Origin of the sequence: Gordonia sp. L191 (genome assembly GCF_030077625.1) — a bacterium.
Taxonomy (GTDB): Bacteria; Actinomycetota; Actinomycetes; order Mycobacteriales; family Mycobacteriaceae; genus Gordonia; species Gordonia polyisoprenivorans_A.
On record NZ_CP125996.1, the window covers coordinates 2887604 to 2903919 of the forward strand.

The 16316-nt window shown below is 68.8% G+C and carries 14 protein-coding genes; 4 read left to right on the plus strand and 10 right to left on the minus strand.

Annotation, left to right across the window (positions count from 1 at the left end; translation table 11 throughout):
• Nucleotides 1-64: 64 nt before the first annotated feature.
• Nucleotides 65-796 carry a response regulator gene (locus QNM97_RS12895; protein ID WP_283823031.1) on the plus strand — a complete coding sequence of 244 codons (732 nt, stop codon included), beginning with the start codon at nt 65-67 and terminating at the stop codon, nt 794-796.
• A gap of 13 nt (nt 797-809) precedes the next feature.
• Here QNM97_RS12895 and QNM97_RS12900 read toward each other — a convergent pair whose 3' ends face one another.
• From QNM97_RS12900 to mqo, 6 genes are all read right to left on the minus strand, one after another.
• A complete protein-coding gene (locus tag QNM97_RS12900; RefSeq protein WP_283823032.1) occupies nt 810-2459 on the minus strand; it encodes a GAF domain-containing sensor histidine kinase in 1650 nt (549 codons plus the stop codon).
• On the minus strand, nt 2446-4002 hold the full coding sequence (locus QNM97_RS12905) for a cobyrinic acid a,c-diamide synthase CobB (RefSeq protein ID WP_283823033.1): 1557 nt from the start codon (nt 4000-4002) through the stop codon (nt 2446-2448). Before QNM97_RS12905 ends, QNM97_RS12900 begins: the two co-directional genes overlap by 14 nt.
• On the minus strand, nt 3996-4613 hold the full coding sequence (gene cobO, locus QNM97_RS12910) for a cob(I)yrinic acid a,c-diamide adenosyltransferase (RefSeq protein WP_283823034.1): 618 nt from the start codon (nt 4611-4613) through the stop codon (nt 3996-3998). The genes QNM97_RS12905 and cobO overlap by 7 nt, the downstream gene beginning before the upstream one ends.
• 99 nt (nt 4614-4712) lie before the next feature.
• On the minus strand, nt 4713-6806 hold the full coding sequence (locus QNM97_RS12915) for a VWA domain-containing protein (protein WP_502875055.1): 2094 nt from the start codon (nt 6804-6806) through the stop codon (nt 4713-4715).
• A gap of 11 nt (nt 6807-6817) precedes the next feature.
• Entirely contained in the window at nt 6818-7315 is a 498-nt protein-coding gene (locus QNM97_RS12920; protein WP_283823035.1) for a GNAT family N-acetyltransferase, read from the minus strand.
• Between the two features lie 51 nt (nt 7316-7366).
• Nucleotides 7367-8890, minus strand: a complete 1524-nt coding sequence (mqo, locus tag QNM97_RS12925; protein ID WP_283823036.1) for a malate dehydrogenase (quinone) — start codon at nt 8888-8890, stop codon at nt 7367-7369.
• Nucleotides 8891-9042: 152 nt separating this feature from the next.
• Here mqo and QNM97_RS12930 point away from each other — a divergent pair, with 152 nt between their 5' ends.
• Complete coding sequence (locus tag QNM97_RS12930; protein WP_283823037.1) at nt 9043-10170, plus strand: alpha/beta hydrolase; 1128 nt, start codon at nt 9043-9045, stop codon at nt 10168-10170.
• Between the two features lie 7 nt (nt 10171-10177).
• On the plus strand, nt 10178-11587 hold the full coding sequence (locus tag QNM97_RS12935; protein ID WP_502875039.1) for a mycothione reductase: 1410 nt from the start codon (nt 10178-10180) through the stop codon (nt 11585-11587).
• Nucleotides 11588-11637: 50 nt separating this feature from the next.
• Here the strand turns inward: QNM97_RS12935 and QNM97_RS12940 are convergent, their stop codons facing one another.
• Genes QNM97_RS12940 through QNM97_RS12950 form a run of 3 tightly spaced genes read right to left on the minus strand, consistent with a single transcriptional unit; the run spans nt 11638 to nt 14472 of the window.
• Nucleotides 11638-12441: an alpha/beta fold hydrolase gene (locus QNM97_RS12940; protein ID WP_283823191.1), complete on the minus strand. Its 804-nt coding sequence runs from the start codon at nt 12439-12441 to the stop codon at nt 11638-11640.
• A gap of 58 nt (nt 12442-12499) precedes the next feature.
• On the minus strand, nt 12500-14086 hold the full coding sequence (locus QNM97_RS12945; protein ID WP_283823192.1) for a cobyric acid synthase: 1587 nt from the start codon (nt 14084-14086) through the stop codon (nt 12500-12502).
• A gap of 14 nt (nt 14087-14100) precedes the next feature.
• Nucleotides 14101-14472 carry a winged helix-turn-helix transcriptional regulator gene (locus tag QNM97_RS12950; protein WP_502875040.1) on the minus strand — a complete coding sequence of 124 codons (372 nt, stop codon included), beginning with the start codon at nt 14470-14472 and terminating at the stop codon, nt 14101-14103.
• Nucleotides 14473-14599: 127 nt separating this feature from the next.
• On the opposite strand from QNM97_RS12950, the gene QNM97_RS12955 reads away from it, so the two are divergent.
• Nucleotides 14600-15319 carry an SDR family oxidoreductase gene (locus tag QNM97_RS12955; RefSeq protein ID WP_283823038.1) on the plus strand — a complete coding sequence of 240 codons (720 nt, stop codon included), beginning with the start codon at nt 14600-14602 and terminating at the stop codon, nt 15317-15319.
• A 43-nt stretch (nt 15320-15362) separates the two neighbouring features.
• Here QNM97_RS12955 and map read toward each other — a convergent pair whose 3' ends face one another.
• Nucleotides 15363-16226, minus strand: a complete 864-nt coding sequence (gene map / locus QNM97_RS12960; protein ID WP_283823039.1) for a type I methionyl aminopeptidase — start codon at nt 16224-16226, stop codon at nt 15363-15365.
• Between the last annotated feature and the right edge of the window lie 90 nt (nt 16227-16316).

Sequence of the window (16316 nt, forward strand, 5' to 3'; positions counted from 1 at the left end):
AAGGTCCCGGATGAGTGGGGACCGACGTCGCGTTCTTCGGCGTCGGGTGCGGTAATTTCGTGTCATGGCCACAGACCCGCGCCCACCCCAGGCCACCCCCGCCGCACCGACACCCGACACCCCGACCGCCGCGCGATCCGACGCCGGTCCTGAACATCCCGTGCGGGTTTTTCTCGTCGACGACCACGAGCTCGTCCGCCGCGGACTACGTGATCTGCTCGGCATCGCCGAGGACATCGAGGTGGTCGGTGAGGCGGCGACCGTGGCCGAGGCGCGGGTGGGCATCCTCGCCGCCCGACCCGACGTCGCCGTCCTCGACGTCCGGCTGCCCGATGGCAACGGTGTGGAGCTCTGTCGTGACGTGCGCGCCGCCGAACCGTCGGTGCGCTGCCTGATGCTGACCAGCTATGCCGACGACGACGCGTTGCTCGCCGCGGTGCTCGCCGGCGCATCGGGTTTCGTGCTCAAACAGATCCTCGGCCGCAACCTGGTGGCCGCGGTTCGCACCGTCGGGCGCGGCGGATCGCTGCTCGACGACCGCAGCACCGCGGCCCTGCTGGCCAAGCTCCGGGACGGAAAATCGCAGGCCGATCCGCTCGCGGAGCTGACCCATCAGGAACGTGAGGTCTTCAACCTGATCGGCGACGGTCTGACCAATCGGCAGATCGCACAGAAGATGTTCCTCGCGGAGAAGACCATCAAGAATTACGTCTCCCGCATCCTGGCCAAGCTCGACATGCAGCGCCGCACCCAGGTCGCGGTGATGGCCACCAAGATCCGCGACGGCAAGGCCTGATCGGCACGCACCCTCAGGAGGGGGTCAGGGGCACCGACCAGGTCAGCGTCGTACCGCCGTGGCCGTGGGGTGTGCCGCCCCGGGTGTCGATGTCGAAGGTCCCGTCGCACTCCTCGGCGCGACGGGTGAGGTTGGCCAGTCCGCGATAGGTGACCGACTTGTCGATGCCCACGCCGTCGTCGCTGATCTCCACCCGCAGGACGTCGTCGGCGCTGACCGACACCGAGATGTGTTCGGCACCGGAGTGTCGCAGTGCATTCGACAAACCCTCGCGCAGCACCGCGTCGATGTGCGGACCGAGTGTGTCGGGCACGATGGTGTCGACCGGGCCGACGAACTGCACACTCGGTGCGATCGGCGCGTGGGCCGACAGCTCGGAGACGATGTCGAGCACGCGTCGGCGCAGCGTCGAGGTGTCGTGGTGACCGGAGACGGTCTGCAGGTCGAAGATCGAGGTGCGGATCTGCGCGATGGTCCGATCGAGGTCGGTCATCACCTGATCGAGCCGGTTGCTGACCGAGTCGTCGACCGAGCAGGCCCCGTTCTCCCGGGCCGCCTGCAGGGTCTGCACCGACATGCCGATGGCGAACAGCCGCTGGATGACGTGATCGTGGAGGTCGCGTGCGATCCGATGGCGATCCTCGAGAACCTCGAGATCGCGCGCCATCTGTTGCTGTTCGGCGTACACGACGGCCAGGGACACGATTTCGGCCACACCGGCGAGACCCGAGATCTCCTCTTCTTCCCAGAACGGCTTGCGCTCGGAGGTGATGACCACCCACCCGAAGGTCCCCGACACCCGGTGCAGCGGCTGCAGTGTCACCCATCGCGCACCCCGCGCGGTCAGATCCGGGCCCACCTCGTCGGCGGGCAGCACCGTCATCTCCGACGAGGACGGCACCTTCAGTACGGTCGGATCGAGTCCGGCGCGGGTGGCGCCCTCCACCGCCAGTTCGCCCTCTTCGTCGGTGATCAGGTACACGTCGACGGCACCGACGAGTTCGCGCACATCCGAGCACATGCGGGACAGGGTGTCCGACAACGCGATTCCGGCGAGCGGCTCGGACCCGCGACGCACCAGGATCTGCATCCACCGGTGTCGCGTGCGGGCGCGCTCGAACAGTTGCGCGTTGTCGACGGCGATCCCGGCGGCCACCGCGAGGACCGCGACGAGTGTCTCGTCGAGTTCGGAGAACCCGCCACCGCCACGTTTCTCGGTCAGATAGATCCGACCGTAGATCGAACCGCGGATGATCACCGGGGCACCGAGGAAGGTGGTCATCGGCGGATGATGCGGCGGGAATCCCACCGACGCAGGATGTTTCGCGAGATCGGGAATCCGCAGCACATGTGGGTCGTCCATCAGCACCGCGAGCACGCCGCGACCGACCGGCAATGCCCCCATCAGCGCCCGTTGCTGCGGCGTGATCCCGGTCCACACGAATTCGCTGAGGCCGCCATCGGGGCCCCGGACACCGAGGGCGCCGTACTGGGCGTCGACCACGCCGACGGCGACCTCCACGATGCGCTGCAGCGCATGGTCGAGTTCGAGCCCCTGTCCGACGAGCAGCACCGCCTCGAGCAGATCCCGCAGGATGTCGGGGTTGTCGACGCCGTGCGACGCGAGTGCGTCGAGCGCCTTGGTCACCTCATGGGCCGGCATGGCTGCTCTCCTCTCGTCGCCGGGTGGCGATGTGCGGCGCGTGGGGCCGGGTCGCCGGAGGCACACTCGGCGAGACCCGTTGTGCTGCGCGCCGATCGGCGGCCCAAACGAACCGGAGGATCGCTCGCGGCACGGCCACCGGATGCACGTGCAGGTACGACGCGTGGACCGAGCCCGCCCCGATGCCGTCGGCGGCCGGTCGGCCCGCCCCGTCACGCCACGCCCAGGCAGGTTGCGCCGCAACGAGTTCGACGGTCGACCGATGGAATTCGTGGCCGGTGACCCGGCTGCCCGCCGGGTACAGCACCGAGTCGGCGACGGCGACCGCGTCGCGGTAGCCGAGGGCCAGGCGCGGACCGAACCGACCGACTCCGTCGATCACCCCGGCCATCGGATACCCGTCGAGTTCGCGACACAGATACAGAAGTCCGGCGCATTCGGCGTGAATCGGCCCACCGGACCGGGCGAGCGTATCGATGTCGTCGCGCAGACCTGTGTTCGACGACAGCTCCGCGGCGTGTTCCTCGGGGAACCCACCGCCGAGGACGAGGCCGGAGGTCCCCTCGGGTAGCCGATCGGTCAGTGGGTCGACGTCGACGGTCTCGGCGCCCGCGGCCCGCAGCATCTCCGTGTGTTCGGCATACCCGAAGGTGAACGCCGCGCCGGCGGCGACCGCGATGATCGGCTTGGCCGCGGGCGGATCGGTGGGGCCGGCCACCTCGGCCAGCGTGTCCTCGGGCGACCACGCCGGCGCCGACGGTGCGGTGCGGGTACGCGCGGCGGCGACGATCGCGGGGACGTCCAGACCCGCCGACACGGTCGCAGTCATCGCAGCCACCGCGGCCACCGCGTCGGCACTGCGTTCGGCGGCCGGGATGAGCCCGAGGTGACGCGAGGGCACCGTGAGGCTCGGATCACGGTGCAGCACACCGAAGACCGGGAGCCCGACGCGACGACACGCCTGTCGGAGCACCGCCTCGTGACGGGGTGAGCCGACCCGGTTGAGGATGACACCGGCGATCCGGGCCGTCGGAGAAAAGCCGAGGAAGCCGTGCAGCAGCGCGGCCAGCGACTGGCTGTGCCCGGCGGCGTCGACCACCAGGATGATCGGCGCGCCGATCAGGGCGGCGACGTGCGCGGTGGAGCCGATCCCGTTCGGGTCGCCGCCGTCGGGATCACCCGCCACGTCATCGCCACGGTCGCCATCGTGGCAACCGTGGGCACCGATGCCGGTGATCCGACCGTCGAACAGGCCCATCACGCCCTCCACGACGGCGATGTCGGCGCCTCGGGTGCCCCACGAGAACAGTGGCGCCACGAGGTCGGCGCCGACGAGGTTCGGGTCGAGGTTGCGTCCGGTCCGGCCTGCGGCCACCGCATGGTAGCCGGGGTCGATGTAGTCGGGGCCGACCTTGAACGGAGCAACGCGGTGCCCGGCCGCCCGCAGTGCCCCGATCAGGCCGGTGCTCACCGTGGTCTTGCCGCTACCCGAGGCGGGCGCGGCGATCACCACGGCGGGGATCGACGCTGGGCCGGTCACCACTCGATGCCCTTCTGCCCCTTGCGTCCGGCATCCATGGGGTGAGCGATCTTGTGCATCGCGGTGACGAGGTCGGCGGAGTCGATGAGTGCCTGCGGGGCGCGGCGACCGGTGATCACCACGTGCTGGCGGCCGGGCCGCTCCCGCAGCGCGGTCACGACGTCGTCGGTGTCGATCCATCCCCAATGCAACGGGTAGGTGAACTCGTCGAGGACGTAGAAATCGTGTTCGGCGGCGGCGAGCCGGCGCGCGATCTCCGCCCACCCCGCGCGGGCGGCCGCGGCGTGATCGTCGGCGGCATCGGTGTTGGCGCGCAGCCACGACCACCCCTGTCCCATCTTGTGCCACTCGACGGGCCCGCCCTGCCCGGTGGATTCGTGGAGCTCGCCGAGCGCGGTCAGCGCCGACTCCTCACCGACCCGCCATTTCGTGCTCTTGACGAACTGGAACACCGCCACCTTCATGCCGGCGTTCCATGCGCGCATCGCCATCCCGAATGCCGCCGTCGACTTGCCCTTGCCATCGCCGGTGTGCACGGCCAGGACCGGCATGTTCCGTCGTTGTCGGGTGGTGAGCCCGTCATCGGGTATCGCGGTGGGGACGCCTTGCGGCACGTGCCTTCTCCTTGTTCGCCGATCGAATCCGGTTGTCCGTCCAGGGTGTCACGTCCGGCGCGGCGATGTGGCCGAGCGGACGTGTGCGGCGGTGTGCGCTCAGGCTGCAGGACTGCCGATCCGCGCCGCCGATGCGGCGCCCGGGCGGCCCGATCGTCCCAGGGCCGCCAACCCCAGGTCGTCCATCGGGATCAGGTCGGCGCGCAGGTGGGCGGCGAGATCGGCGGCCAAGCCCAGCCGCACCATTCCCTGCTCGCAGTCGACGACGACGCCGTCGATCGCCTGCCGTCCGATCGACGCAGCTGCGGCACGCGCGCGTACCGCGGCATCCGGCCCGGCGGTGGCGCGCCCGTCGGTCAGGACCACGAGCAGCGGACGTCGCTGGGGTTCGATGCGGCGGCCACGGGCGATCAGCTCCTCGGCGGCCAGCAGACCCTCGGCCAGCGGGGTCCGCCCACCGGTCCGGACCGACGACAGCCGACGCACGGCGATGTCGACCGACTTGGTCGGCGGGACGACCAGTTCGGCGCGGGCACCGCGCGCGACGATCACCGCCACCCGATCCCGTCGGGTGTAGGAGTCGCGCAGCAGGTCCACACACAACTCGCTGACCACGCCGAGCCTGCGGCGAGCGGTCATCGATCCACTCAGGTCGACGACGAAGACGACGAGGTTGCTCTCCTGCCCGATCCGATGGGCACCGCGCAGGTCCTCTCGGCGCACCCGAACGCGTCCGTCCTCGGCCCCCCGGCCGGCGGCGCTGAGTACCGTGCCGAACAGGTGGACCGGTGTTTCGGCGCCGAATTCCGTTGCGGCGACGGTGTATCCGCGTCGGCTGCGCGCCGCCGAACGCCGGCCCGGCTCACCGTCGCCGATCCCGGCGACGGTGAGCCTGCGCATGCGCGGCGTGGTCGTCGAGTCGGTCGGCGCACCGAAGACACCGCCCGGCCGCGGACCCGGGGTGGGCCGACCCGAGGCGTCGGATTCGGGCTCGCCGGACGCCGAGCCGTCGGCAGCCGAATCGCTGTGAGCCGAATCGTCAGTCGGCATGGGTGATTCGGCGGGGTCGGCTGCCGCACCGTCCGGGCCGCCCCCATCCGGTCCACCTCCAACCGGACCGCCCCCGTCCGGTCCGTCGGTCGTCGGCGCATCCCCGTCCGGCCCACCGCCATCCGGCGGTTCCGGGGTGTCGTCCGGGCCCGCGGCATCGTCACCGGCCGCGAGTGCGTCGGCGAGTTCCTGATCATCCAGACCCGACTCGTCGAACGGGTTACGCCGACGCCGGTGCGGCAGTGCGAGTTCCACCGCCACGCGAACATCGTCGGCGTCGACCTCCGAGGCTCCGCGCAATGCGGCGTGGGCGGTTGCCGTGCGCGCGACCACGATGTCGCCGCGCAGTCCGTCGACCTGTAGGTGCGCGCAGATTCCGGCGATCCGTCGTAGCTGCGCGGTCGGCAGCTCCACGTCGGCGACGAGTCGGCGGGCGTGTGCGATCTGTTGTGCCAGTTCGTCTTCGGCGGCGGAGTAGGCGGCCGCGAACGCATCGGGGTCGGCGTCGAACGCCATCCGCCGACGGACGATCTCGACTCGCTCGTCCACATCGCGGCCGGCGCTCACGTCGACCGCCAGTCCGAAGCGGTCCAGCAACTGCGGACGGAGTTCGCCCTCCTCGGGGTTCATCGTGCCCACGAGGACGAAGTCGGCGGACTGGGTGTGCGAGACGCCGTCACGCTCGATCGTGACCCGACCACTCGCGGCCGCGTCGAGCAACACGTCGACGAGATGATCGGCAAGCAGATTGACCTCGTCGATGTAGAGCACTCCGCCGTCGGCGCGCGCGAGCAGCCCCGGCGTGAACTCGGCCCGGCCGTCACGGAGCACCCGCGTCAGATCCAGCGACCCGATCACCCTGTCCTCGGTGGCCCCGATCGGCAGCTCGACGACCCGACCCGCGTGATCGGTCCGCCCCTCGCCGATGAGGGGGCCGAGTCCGCGCACGATGGTGGATTTCGCGGTGCCCTTCTCCCCGCGGATCAGCACACCCCCGATGCCCGGCGAGACGGCGCTGAGGATCAGGGCCAGTTTGAGCCGGTCCTGCCCCACCACCGCGGTGAAGGGGTAGCGGGTCACCGGAGGTGACGACGGGTCTGCGGTAGCGAGGCCGGTCTCCGGGCTCACCGTTTCCGAACTCACCGTCTCGGCACTCACCGGCTGCTCCCGGCGGCCCGGATCATCGACACGTGCGGGATGCCGTCCTCGAGGTACTCGTCACTGTCGGCGCGGAAGCCGAACGCCGCGTACATCTGCGCCAGATAGGTCTGGGCCTCGATGCGGCACACATGATCGCCGACCTTTTCGAGAGCCGCCGACAACAGGCGTGCGGCCAGACCCTCGCCCCGATGCGACCGCTCGGTGCACACCCGGCCGATCCGGAATTCGGGTCGGCCGTCGGCGTCGAGCCCGTCCTGCATCAGTCGCAGCGTCGCGGCCACGGTGTCCGCGCCGGCACCGTCATCGGGTATGCACCAGAAATGTCGCGTCGACGGCTCGAGATCACGGCCGTCGAGCTCCGGATACGGACACGCCTGCTCGACGACGAACACGTCGACCCGCAATCTCAGGATGCGGTAGAGCGTGGCGGCGTCGAGGTCGGCGGCCGGGCGGGACTGCAGGCGGTAGGTACGCGGGCTCGATGACGTCATGATGTCGCCAACTATCTCAGACCGCCCTGCCTCAGACCGCCGTGGCCTCGGTCATCGCGCAGTCGTGGCCACCGGGTCGTCGCCGGTGATCAGCGGTGCGTTGCCGGTCAGCTGCAGACTCGCGCTGGTCCAGTCCCACACCTGCCGGAACAGGTCACGGTTGTCGGAGAGCTTCTGGCCGAACGACGGGATCATCTCGGTGAGCTTCGGTGTCCACGACCGGTACTCGGTCGGGAAGCACTGCTCGAGGACGTTGAGCATCGCGGGCACCGCGGTCGACGCGCCGGGCGACGCACCGAGCAGACCCGCGATAGTGCCGTCACCGGCGGCGACGACGGCAGTGCCGAATTCCAGCGAGCCGCCCGCACCCGTCTTGCGGATCACCTGGACGCGCTGCCCGGCGGTGATCAGCTCCCAGTCCGATCCGAGCGCGCGCGGGACGAACTCCTGCAGCGTCTTGACCCGATCGGCCGGGCTCGCGGCCAGTTCACTGATCAGGTATTTGAGCAGCCCGAACTCCTTGGGCGCGATGGACATCATCGGGATCAGGTTGCCCGGTTTGACCGATGCGGGCAGATCGGTGATCTTGCCGCTCTTGAGGAACTTCGGCGACCACCCCGCGTACGGGCCGAACAACAACCCCTTCTTGTGGTTGATGACGCGGGTGTCGAGGTGGGGCACCGACATCGGGGGCGCACCGACGGCCGCCTGGCCGTACACCTTGGCCTGGTGCTGGTCGATGAGATCGGGGTTGGTACAGCGGAAGAACTCACCCGAAACCGGGAACCCGCCGAATCCCTTGGCCTCGGCGATACCCGACTTCTGCAGCAGGTGCAGTGCCCCGCCGCCGGCGCCGACGAACACGAACTTCGCATGCACCGACCACTTCTCGCCGGTGCGTCGGTTCTTGAGCTTGACGATCCAGCTGCCATCGGACTGCTTGTCGAGGTTGGTCACGGCGTGGCCGAAGTGGATGTCGCCGCCCTGACTCACGAAGTTCAGCAGCTGCTGGGTCAGCGCGCCGAAGTCGACGTCGGTGCCGTCTGTGAACCAGTTGAGCGCCACCGGATCGGAGAAGTCGCGCCCGGTCGACATCAGCGGCAGCCGCTTGGTGAACTCGCTGGGATCGTCGATGAATTCCATGCCCTCGAACAGCACCTGGCTCGAGAGCCGCTCGTGGCGCTTGCGCAGGTAGTCCACACCGGCCTGGCCGTGGGTGAAGCTCACATGCGGGATGGGGTTGATGAACTCGTCGGGCGAGGTGAGGATGCCGTTGTCGACGGCGTGCGACCAGAACTGGCGGGAAACCTGGAACTGCTCGTTGATGTTGAGCGCCTTGTCGATGTTGACATCGCCGTCGGCGGTCTTGGGGGTGTAGTTCAACTCGCACAGCGCCGAGTGACCGGTACCCGCGTTGTTCCACGGGTCGCTGCTCTCCGCGGCGGCGGCGTCGAGCCGCTCGAACAGACTGATCGACCAACTGGGTTCGAGCTGGCGCAACAGTGCACCGAGCGTCGCACTCATGATGCCCGCGCCCACCAACGCCACATCCGTCTTGATCACCGTTTGAGACACCTGGACCCCAATTCACGCAGCCGGGACGACCCTCGCCCTCTCTCGTGACAGCCATTGTCCCCCATCGGCGACGCCCCGCCACAGGCACTCCGCGCAACTGTGGGCTGGGCGACATCGACGAGGACCTCCCACCAGCGGCCTAGAGTGGATTCGTGACGTCTTCCCGCGCCCGTACCGACAGCGCCGATCAGCTCACCTCACCGAAGTCCTCCATCCACAAGTCCTCCACCCAGAAGTCCACCAGCCCGAAATCCATCAACCCCGACGGCCCCGAGTGGCAGCCCGACCGGTTCCTCGATCGGTACGAGGTGGCGACCATCGCGCTCGGGCCCGATCCCGACGACGAGGATCCGATCACCGCGACGCTCGTGCGACGCCCGGCGGCCGATCGCCACGCCGAGCACGGTGCGGTGCTCTACATCCACGGGTTCACCGACTACTTCTTCCACCAGCCGCTCGCCGATCACTTCGCCGATCTCGGCTATGCGTTCTATGCGATCGATCTGCGCAAGTGCGGCCGGTCGCTCGAGTCGCACCACACGCCCCATTACGCCACCGATCTGCGGGTCTACGACGAGGAACTCGATGCGGCCGTCGACCTCATCGTCGGCGAGCTCGGTGACGACACACCGATCATCGTCGGCGCGCATTCCACTGGCGGTCTGATCGCCGCGTTGTGGCTGGATCGATTGCGGCGCAACGGCTCCGCGCGCCACCGGCGCATCGCCGGGCTGATGTTGAACAGCCCGTGGCTCGATCTGCAGGGCGAGGCACTGCTGCGCACCTATCCGGTGAGCATGCTGATCAAGGCCGTCGCTGCCGTCCGTCCGAAAACCGTCATCCCCCAAGAACTCTCGGCCGCCTACGGCGAGAGCCTGCACGACAGTGCCAACGGCGAGTGGAGTTACGACCTCGAGCGCAAGCCGATGGGCGGCTTCCCGGTCACCTTCGGCTTCCTCAACGCGGTACGCACCGGGCAGCGCCGGCTGCACCACGGCATCGACGTGGGCGTGCCGGTGCTCGTCCTGCGCTCGGACAAGACACATTTCAGCCGCACCTACTCGACGGCGGTCGATGCCGCCGACGCCGTCCTCGACGTCTCCCAGATCGCCGCGTGGAGCGGATCACTGGGCAACCGGGTGACCACCGTGCCGATCACCGATGCCCGCCACGACGTCTTCCTGTCGGTCGCGCATTCGCGCGAGCAGGCTTACCGGGAGGTCGATACCTGGCTTGCGAGGACTGTCAACGTTCCCACCACCACCACGAAAGGACGGTGACCGGCTCGTGCCCGACATCGCCACCACCGCACATGTCGATCTCGCGATCATCGGGTCGGGCAGCGGGAACTCGTTGCCCGACGAGCGATTCGCCGACCGCAGCATCGCCATCTTCGAGGAGGGTGTCTACGGCGGCACCTGTCTGAATGTCGGGTGCATCCCGACCAAGATGTTCGTCTACTCCTCCGAGGTCGCCGAGATCGCCGCGCACGGCGGCAAGTACGGCGTCGACTCGCGCGTCGCCGGGGTCGACTGGCCTGCGATCGTGTCGCGGGTGTTCGGGCGGATCGACCCGATCTCGCAGGGCGGCAAGCGCTATCGCGTGGAGGACTGCGACAACATCACGGTGTACGACGCGCATGTCGAGTTCGACGGCCGCGACGAAGCCGGCCGATACCGTCTGGTCACCGACGACGCGGTGGTGCTCGCCGACGAGGTGGTCATCGCCGCCGGGTCGCGGGCGACGATTCCCGACGTGATCGCCTCCTCCGGGGTTCACTACCACACCAACAACGACGTCATGCGCCTCGAGGAGTTGCCCCGGCGCATGATCATCCTGGGCAGCGGCTACATCGCCGCGGAGTTCGCCCACGTCTTCGGGGCGTTGGGCACCGACGTGACGATCGTCGCGCGTGGACCACGGCTACTGCGCAAACTCGACGATTCCATCTCCGAGCGATTCACCGAAATCGCCCGGGACCGTTGGGATGTACACCTCGACACCACCGTCACCGGCGCGGAGAACCTCCCCGGCGGCGGCGTGCGGGTGCATACCGCAGACGGCCCGTCGCTGGAGGCCGACGTGTTGCTGGTCGCCGTGGGCCGCGAGCCCAACGGGGATCGGCTGGGACTCGCGACGATCGGACTCGAGTTGTCCGACGACGGCCGGGTCGTCGTCGACGAGCACGGGCGCACCGACGCGGCGAAGGTCTGGGCGTTGGGCGATGTGAGCTCGCCCTATCAGCTCAAGCACGTCGCCAACCACGAAGAACGCGTCGTGCAGGCCAATCTCCTGAAGGGTTGGCAGGCAAGTGATTTGGCGTCCTTCGATCACCGTTACGTGCCCGCCGCGGTGTTCACCCACCCACAGATCGCCGCGGTCGGACTCACCGAGGCACAGGCCCGCGAGGCCGGCTGGGACGTGACCGTCAAGGTCCAGGCCTACGGCGACGTCGCGTACGGCTGGGCGATGGAGGACACCACCGGGTTCTGCAAACTGATCGCCGAACGGGGTACCGGAAAACTGTTGGGCGCCCACATCATCGGCCCGCAGGCACCCACGGTGATCCAGCCGGTGATCCAGGCGATGTCCTTCGGGCTGGGTGCAGCCGAGATGGCGCGCGGTCAGTACTGGATTCACCCGGCGATGCCCGAGGTCCTGGAGAACGCACTACTCGGCCTCGATCTGGACTGGTGACGCGGCGCTCGTGACCGGCCGAGGTCCGGGTACCGATCGGTGCCCGGCCCTCAGAACACCGCCGAGCGCAGGCTGATCTCGCTGGCGAGCTCGGCCGGTGCCTTCTGCGGAATCCAGTGGTCGATGCCGGGCAGGACACAGAACCTGAAGTCGGAGTAGGCATATCGTCCACTGCGCTCGGCCTGCTCGCGTCCCAGAGCCGCATCGCCGTCGCTCCAGACCATGGTCGTCGGGATCTCGACCGGACCGCACGCCATGTTCTTGGCGATGTCGCCGGTGAAGTTCGCCCGATACCAATTGAGTCCGGCGGTCAGAGCGCCCGGCTCCTTGAGCGGTTGGAGTTCCTCGGCGGTCACCCCCGCGCGACGCAGCAGCACGCCGTCACGGGCCAGGAGTTTCTCCTCGGCGCCGTCGGCGATGAAATCCTTGATGTAGGACGACCTCTCACGCTGGTCACTGGTGGCCAGGGAGTCCCGGGTGGCCGAGGGGTGGCCGGTGGAGACCGCGACGAAGCCGGTGAAGCGGTCGGGGTAGCGCGACGCCAGATGCCAGGCGACCAGCCCGCCCCAGTCGTGGCCGACGAGCTGTGCGTAGTGCACGTTCATCGCGTCGAGGATTCCGATGGCGTCGGCGACGAGATGGTCGATGCGGTAGGCGGCGACGTCACTCGGGCGCGCCCCTGGGCTGTAGCCACGTTGATTCGGCACGATCGTCCGCAAACCCGCCTCGTGTAGGCGTGGCACGACGGCGTCGTAACACTGTCCGTTCACCGGGAATCCGTGCAGCAGCAGCACCCACGGCCCCCGCTCGGGTCCTCCCACGGTGACGTCGAAGGTCAACTCGCCGACGTCCACCGTGCGCTGTTCAGTCTCCACCGGCTCAGCCTAGGTGATCGCCCACGTCGCGCGTGGCTCAACGCGTCCTCCGTTGGAGGGAGTGTCTGATCGTCGGCAGTCGCGGGTCGGCGCCGCACCGCACGATCTCGACGAGCGCGGCCAGGTCCAGATGAGCCGACACGAGGTCGGCGATCCGGTCGACCTGGCTGCTGCGTATCGCCTCGACGCTCAACTCGGCAGCCGGGGCGAAATCGGCTATCCCGGACCTCGCCGCCACCTCGCGGAGGAAGTCCCGGCGGAACCCGTCGGAGGCGAGAAGCCCGTGCCAGTGTGTGCCGTACGTCGCCCCGCGTCGCGCTCCCTCCGGACCCTCGGCGTCGTCGACGAGCCACCCCGTCTCTGCCGAGCGCACCACCCGTCCGTGATGAATCTCATAGCCTTCGATACGGTGCCCGGCCGCCGATCCGGACACCCGACGCACCACCTTGTCGGCGCCGAAGGCGATGTCGATGTCGAAGATCTGCAGACCGTCGACCACCGCGGGGCCCGAGACGGATTCGATCCCGTCAACGATGCGGTGCGCCAGCATCTGGAATCCACCGCAGATGGCCAGCGTCGGGCGATCTTCGGCGGCCCGGGCGATCAGCGCGGCATCGATGCCGTGCGAACGCAGCCAGGCCAGATCCGCGAGAGTCGCCCGGGTTCCCGGGAGGACGGCCAGATCGGCAGCGGCGACCGACGCCGGGTCGTCCACCCAGGTCACCTCGACGCCCGGTTCACAGGCCAGCGCCTCGACGTCGGTGGAATTGGAAATGCGCGGCAACCGGATCGCCGCGACCCGCAGGCGCGACCCGACGGCGCCGTGCACCGCGCCGACCGGGTTGGTCTCGGGCGGACCGACCCGTCGGCCGACCGGGCTCGCCAGCGAGTCCTCGGCATCGATCCACAGGTCCGGATCGAAGGGAAGCACACCGAGCGTCGGGCGTCCGGTGATCTGTCGCACCTGCTCGATCCCGGGTGCGAGAATCGCCGGATCGCCACGGAACTTGTTGATCACGTACCCGGCGATCCGCGACTGGTCGTCGGCGCCGAGGATCGCGGTGGTGCCGAACAGGTGCGCCAGCGATCCGCCGCGATCGATGTCGGTGACCAGCACGACCGGGAGGTCGGCGGCCTGTGCGAGGCCCATGTTCGCGATGTCGGTGTCGCGGAGGTTGATCTCGGCGACCGAGCCCGCCCCCTCGCAGATCACCACGTCGAATTCTTCGCGGAGGGACCGTAATTCGTCGGTCACCACCTCGAGTAGCCGGGTGCGTCGGGTGAAGTAGTCGGCGGCGCCGACATCACCGGCGGGCCGGCCACGCACGATGACATGCGACCGGCGATCACCCCCGGGTTTGAGCAGGACGGGGTTGAACCGCGTCGATGGTTCCAACCCGCAGGCGTAGGCCTGCAGTGCTTGGGCCCGGCCGATCTCGCCCCCGTCGAGGGTGACCACCGAGTTGTTCGACATGTTCTGGGCCTTGAACGGCGCGACCCGCACACCCTGGCGTGCCAGCGCCCGGCACAGACCCGCCACGAGCAGGCTCTTACCCGCATCCGAGCTGGTGCCGCCGATCAGCACGGCCCCTGCCGGCCCACTCATCCCCGGCACCCCGGTCATCGCAGTCACCCCGGTCATCGCGGTCCTTCCGGCGCCGCTGCCCGGGCGTTGGCCGCCTCGACCTCGGGGACGTGTTCCTCGGCCCATGCGCGGACCGCGGCCAACGGGACCAGCAGCGAGCGGCCGAGTTCGGTCAGCGAGTACTCGACGCGCGGCGGCTGGCCTCCGTGATCGCTGCGTGCGACGAGTCCGTCGAACTCGAGCGCTCGCAGGGTTTCGGTGAGCACCTTGGGGGTGATCCCCGCGATGTGCGCTTTGAGTGCGCTGAATCGCATCGGACCGTCGGCGAGTGCGGTGACCACGAAGACCGTCCAGCGCGCGCCGATCCGGTGCAGCACCACCCGGCTCGGGCAGGTCGGGGCCATCACGTTGTAGGCCTTGGACACCCACGCTCCCTCTCGTCGTCGGAGCCGCCGGGGGATCGCGCTGGTCGCCGACGGTTTCGTTGAAGATACCGGTATCAAATCCATACTGTGAATCGCGTCCAGCCTACCCACGTCCAAGGAGTATGTGATGAACCAATCCCTGTCCGGTACCAGTGTTCTCGTCATCGGCGGCGCCAAGCACCTCGGACTTGCGATCGCCCGGCGTGCCGACGCCGCAGGGGCCTCGGTGGTCATCGGGGCCCGCGATCTCACCGCGGCGCAGTCGGCGATCACCGACCTCGACAACGGCCGGGCAGTGGCGATCGATGTCACCGACGAGGCGTCCATCGCCGCTGCCGCGGCGGAGCTGGGCGCCGTCGACCACATCGTGTCGACCGCCGCCGCCCATCACAACGTGGCGGTCCGCGATCTCGACCACGACGCGACGGTGACCGCCTTCGAGGCCAAGGTGATCGGCCCGATGCTGGTGGCCAAGCACTTCGGGCCGAGAATGCCCGCGTCCGGCTCGATCACGCTGTTCTCCGGTGTCGCGGCGTGGAAGCCGGCACCGGGATACGCGGTGATGGGGATCACCAACGGTGCCGTCGCATTCGCCGTCAGTCACCTCGCTGTCGAACTCGCACCGGTGCGGGTCAACGCGATCTCGCCGGGCATCGTCGACTCGGGCACCTGGGACGGTATGCCCGAGTCCGATCGTGACGCGTTCTTCTCCGGTGTCGCCGAAGGCATCCCGGCGCGGCGGGTGGGAGCCGTCGACGACATCGTCGACGCCGCGCAGTGGCTGCTCACCGCGGGTTTCGTCTCCGGCGAGACCATCCACGTCGAAGGCGGTGCCCGCAGCGCATGACCGAGCCGTCGCGCGCCGCACCACGGCTGGGCGTGCGAGTCGATCAGTTGTCGGGGATGGTGAGGATCTCCGCGCCGTCCTCGGTGACGACGAGGGTGTGCTCGAACTGGGCGGTCCACTTCTTGTCGACGGTCACCACCGTCCAGCCGTCGTCCCACATCTCCCACGGCAGCCCGCCGAGGTTGATCATCGGCTCAATCGTGAACACCATGCCGGGTTCGAGGACGGTATCGACGTTCGGCTGGTCGTAGTGCAGCACGACGAGTCCGTTGTGGAAGGTCTCGCCGATACCGTGGCCGGTGAAATCGCGAACGACGGTGTAGCCGAAGCGATTCGCGTACGCCTCGATGACGCGGCCGATGACATTGAGTTCGCGTCCGGGTTTGACCGCCTTGATGGCGCGTTCGGTGGCGATGCGGGTGCGTTCGACGAGGTCGCGGGCCTCCTGGGACACGTCGCCGGCGAGGAAGGTGGCGTTGGTGTCGCCGTGCGCGCCGTCGATGTAGGCGGTGACGTCGATGTTGACGATGTCGCCGTCGGCGATGACGGTGGAGTCGGGGATGCCGTGGCAGATCACCTCGTTCAACGAGGTGCAGCACGACTTGGGAAAGTCCTTGTAGCCCAAGGTCGATGGGTAGGCGCCGTGGTCGATCATGTACTCGTGCGCGATGCGGTCGAGTTCGTCGGTGGTGACGCCCGGCGCGACAGCCTTGCCGGCCTCGGCGAGTGCGTTGGCAGCGATCTTGCTCGCCACGCGCACCTTCTCGATGACCTCGGGGGTCTGCACCCAGGGTTCATGGCCCTCGTTGACCTTCGGCTTCCACACGTACTCCGGACGTTCTATGGAGTCGGGAACGGTCCGGATCGGCGAGAGCTTGCCGGGACGCAGAGGGGCACGCACAGTCATGGCCTCCACCATAGGACGCCGGGCCGAGACGCCTCTGACCACCGGGCCCACCGCCACCGGCGCGTACGCGACTAAGGTGAGCCTGGGCAA

Coding starts and splice junctions, on each gene's coding strand:
- QNM97_RS12955 (WP_283823038.1), top strand. CDS start 14,600: ATGAACCAATCCCTGTCCGGTACCAGTGTTCTCGTCATCGGCGGCGCC.
- QNM97_RS12895 (WP_283823031.1), top strand. CDS start 65: ATGGCCACAGACCCGCGCCCACCCCAGGCCACCCCCGCCGCACCGACA.
- QNM97_RS12920 (WP_283823035.1), bottom strand. CDS start 7,315: ATGACGTCATCGAGCCCGCGTACCTACCGCCTGCAGTCCCGCCCGGCC.
- QNM97_RS12900 (WP_283823032.1), bottom strand. CDS start 2,459: ATGCCGGCCCATGAGGTGACCAAGGCGCTCGACGCACTCGCGTCGCAC.
- QNM97_RS12945 (WP_283823192.1), bottom strand. CDS start 14,086: ATGACCGGGGTGCCGGGGATGAGTGGGCCGGCAGGGGCCGTGCTGATC.
- map (WP_283823039.1), bottom strand. CDS start 16,226: ATGACTGTGCGTGCCCCTCTGCGTCCCGGCAAGCTCTCGCCGATCCGG.